The organism is Flavobacterium sp. (assembly GCF_021151785.1).
GTDB lineage: Bacteria > Bacteroidota > Bacteroidia > Flavobacteriales > Flavobacteriaceae > Flavobacterium.
Genome location: NZ_JAGKWP010000159.1, coordinates 1 through 3,268, shown reverse-complemented (window position 1 = coordinate 3,268; position 3,268 = coordinate 1). Strand labels below are relative to the sequence as shown.

The 3,268-nt window shown below is 30.7% G+C and carries 2 protein-coding genes and 1 pseudogene; 2 read left to right on the top strand and 1 reads right to left on the bottom strand.

The window, feature by feature from the left end; all coding sequences use genetic code 11:
* The coding region (locus QZ824_RS11145) for a POTRA domain-containing protein (RefSeq protein WP_291276089.1) at positions 1-2,267 on the top strand (2,267 nt) is incomplete at its 5' end.
* Positions 2,268-2,302: 35 nt separating this feature from the next.
* Positions 2,303-2,794, top strand: a pseudogene (locus QZ824_RS11765) (OmpH family outer membrane protein); the annotation flags it as partial.
* Between the two features lie 325 nt (positions 2,795-3,119).
* On the opposite strand, the gene QZ824_RS11760 reads toward QZ824_RS11765, so the two are convergent.
* Positions 3,120-3,218 (bottom strand): RING finger domain-containing protein, encoded by a 99-nt coding sequence (locus QZ824_RS11760; protein WP_366844526.1) that lies wholly within the window; start codon positions 3,216-3,218, stop codon positions 3,120-3,122.
* Positions 3,219-3,268: the final 50 nt, after the last annotated feature.

Genomic DNA, 3,268 nt, shown 5'->3' with positions numbered 1-3,268 from the left:
CAGAAGATCTTTTAAAAGAAACAGAACTAAAAAAAGGTAAAGTAGTAAATGAAAATTTAATTACTAACACTAAAAACTATATTGAAAATAAATTCAAGAAAGACGGTTATTTCAATACAAAAGTAACTATAAATACTCTAGCAGATTCTACAGATAGTCATGTAGATATGGTAATTTACGTTGACCGTGGAAGTAAGGTTAAAATCAGAAAAATCAATTTCGTAGGTAATCAACTCTTAAGTGATAAAAAACTAAAGAAAAGTTTTAAAAACACTAAAGAAATTAAAATTCTAAGAATATTTAAAGCTTCAAAATTCATCAAGGACAAATACAAAGAAGATTTAAATTCTTTAGTAGATAAATATAAAGAGAATGGTTTTAGAGACGCAAGAGTTGTTAGTGAAAATGTTAATTACGACAAAAAGAAAAACAAGATAGATATTAACGTAAATATAGAAGAAGGAAGAAAATATTATTTTGGCGATATTCGTTTCTTAGGAAACACTGTTTACAATGATCAAACATTAAACAGTATCTTAAGAATAAAAAAAGGAGAAGTTTACAATGGCGTTTTGTTGCAAAAACGAATTGCAGATAATTCCAGTCCAGATTCTGAAGACATTTCAAACTTATATCAAAATAACGGTTATTTATTTTCAAACATCAATCCTGTAGAAACCAAAACAGAAAATGACACCATTGATTTTGAAATCAGAATTACTGAAGGGCCGATTGCCTATTTCAATAACGTAACCGTTAAAGGAAATGATAAAACAAATGATAAAGTAATTTATCGTGAACTTAAAACAAGACCAGGAGAAAAATGGAACAAAGAATTAGTTATTCGTTCTATTCGAGAACTAGGTCAATTAGGCTTCTTTGACCCTGAGGCGATTCGTCCAGAACCTAAAAATGCAGATCCAGCCTCTGGAACTGTAGATTTAGAATGGTCTGTTGTAGAAAAAGGTTCAAGTCAAGTAGAATTACAAGGTGGTTATGGAGCTGGTGGTTTTATAGGTACACTAGGTCTATCTTTTAACAACTTCTCATTGAAAAACATTTTCAAGAAAGAAGCTTATAGACCTTTACCAATGGGAGACGGTCAAAAAATGGCTTTAAGGTTACAAGGTAGTAGCTATTTCCAAGTATATAGTTTATCCTTTACAGAGCCTTGGTTGGGAGGTAAAAAACCAATTAGCTTCTTTACTTCATTGTCTCATAGTAAACAATTTTTATATAACTATGCTTCAAGAACAACAACAAGAAATCAAAGTTTTAACATTTCGTCTATAACAATTGGATATTCAAAGAGATTAACTGTTCCAGATGATTATTTTTCTATATCAAACTCTGTATCGTTCCAATATTATGATTTAAATAATTACAATACAGGACTGTTTACTTTTGGAGATGGGGCTGCTAGAAATTTATCATTCACAACGGCACTAAGCAGAGACAACAGAGGTCTAAATCCAATTTTCCCTACTTATGGTTCAAACATAAGTTTATCAGCGAAATTCTCATTACCCTATTCATTGTGGAATGGTATTGACTATTCAAAACTTGAAGAAAAAGAAGAATACAAACTTAAAAATACAGGAAGTCCTTATTTGACATCAAACGGACAGTATGTTTATACTGGTGCTTATATAAAATCAGATGGCAGTCCAACTGAAAACTATACAGAGGCAATAGCTGACCAAGCTAAAGTAGACCAAGAGAAATATAAATGGTTAGAATTCTACAAAATTAAATTTACTGTTGATTCATACATGAAGCTTCTAAAAATTGGAAAGCAACCTCTAGTTATGAGAACAAAAGCAGAATATGGATTTTTAGGAGCATACAATAATAATAGAGGAATTATCCCGTTTGAAAGATTTTTTGTAGGTGGTGATGGACTAGCAAACTATTCATTAGATGGAAGAGAAATTATACAATTAAGAGGATATCCAAATAATTCATTATCTTCGCAAGACGGAGGAACGATTTACAATAAATTTTCATTAGAGTTAAGATATCCAATTACTTTAAAACAAACAGCATCAATTTATGCACTTAGTTTTTTAGAAGCAGGGTCAGCTTATAATAATTTTAAATCATTTGATCCTTTTAAAATGCAACGTTCAGCTGGTTTTGGTATCAGAGTATTTATGCCAGCCTTTGGATTATTAGGTATAGATTTTGCACATGGATTTGACCCAGTGCCAGGACAAAATCAGAAAAGCGGTTGGCAAACACACTTTATCATTGGACAACAATTTTAAAAATTGGCACAATAGTTGAAATTAAATTTTAATATATGAAAAAAATTCTTGTTTTATTTTTTGCTTTAAACTGCATAATAGTACAGGCGCAAAAAACAACTAAAATTGGCTATATAGACATGGACTACATTTTAACTAAAGTCCCTGAATATGCTGAAGCAAAAAACCAACTTGAGCAAAAAGCTTCTGCTTGGAAACAAGAAATAGAGACAAAGAAAAATGAAATTAATAAACTAAAACAGAGTCTTTCAACAGACAAAGTTTTATTAACCAAAGAATTGATAAGTGAAAAAGAAGAGGAAATAAAAAATCTTGAAAAAGATTTATTAGATTATCAACAAAAAAGATTTGGTCCACAAGGCGATTTAATTTTACAAAAATCAGCCCTAATTAAGCCTATACAAGACCAGATTTTTAATATTGTTCAAGATATTGCAGTGAAAAGAAATTACGATTTTATCTTTGATAAATCTTCTGATTTGACAATGCTATTTACAGCAGATCGATTTGATATCAGTGATTTTGTGTTGAAAGAATTGGCTAGAGCAGGAAAAAAAGTAGAACTTTCAAAAAAACAGCAAAAAGTACAAGATCAAAAAGACATTAAAGAATTTGATGATAAAGAAAATCCTGAAGCTGTAAAAAAAGAAAAAGAAAAAGAAGAAAAAATTCAAGCAACCAAAGAGGAAAGAGAGAGAAAAATTCAGGAAAGAAAAGATTTAATTGCCGCGAAGAAAAAAGAAGCTGAAGAAAAAAGAGCTGCTATCATAAAAGAAAGGGAAGAGAATCGTCAAAAATTAATTGAAGAACAAAAAGCTAAAAAAGAAGCAAATTTTAAAAAATGCGAATCTATTACCGACACAAAGGACAAGATTGCTGATGCTGTAACCACATTCGTAAGCAATCCAAATGAAAGACGTGGCCGCATTGCAAACGCTTCCCTTGTGTCATTTCTTCTCGACAAACAAGGCAGCTTCCAGCAAGGGAAATCTCTTCTGGAG